This window comes from Halorubrum sp. SP3 (assembly GCF_005435195.1).
GTDB lineage: Archaea > Halobacteriota > Halobacteria > Halobacteriales > Haloferacaceae > Halorubrum > Halorubrum sodomense.
Window position 1 is genome coordinate 1 of record NZ_SGTU01000434.1, and the last position, 407, is coordinate 407.

The window sequence follows — 407 nt, forward strand, 5'->3', positions numbered from 1 at the left end:
CGCACAGCCGCCGCAGCCGTCGTGGGGGCTAATGATCAGGCAGTCCAAACAGTACCTCACGCAGGCCCCGTGGATGGCTATCTTCCCGGGGCTTGGGATCGCCGCGACCGTCCTCGGGTTCAACCTCCTCGGCGACGGCATCCGCGACGTCCTCGACCCGACCGTGAGCACGGAACTCGGAGCCGACCATGACGAGTGAGCACACAGCATCCCCACGGCAGGCGTCGACGCCGATGGCGTCGGCTGGCAGCACAGAGACGCGTGACAGGGTCTTGACCGTCGACGGTCTCTCGACGGTGTTCCGCACCGACGAGGGCGTCGTCAACGCCGTCGACGGCGTCGACTTCGCGTTAGAGGCCGGTGAACTCTGCTCGATCATCGGCCCGAACGGCGCGGGGAAGACGACG

At 67.3% G+C, this 407-nt stretch carries 1 protein-coding gene and 1 pseudogene; both read left to right on the forward strand.

The features are described from left to right. Nucleotides 1–199 (forward strand): annotated as a pseudogene (locus EXE42_RS17140) (ABC transporter permease); the annotation flags it as partial. Nucleotides 200–233: 34 nt separating this feature from the next. After that, on the forward strand, nucleotides 234–407 hold a 174-nt coding region (locus EXE42_RS20910), incomplete at its 3' end, for an ATP-binding cassette domain-containing protein (protein WP_369333805.1).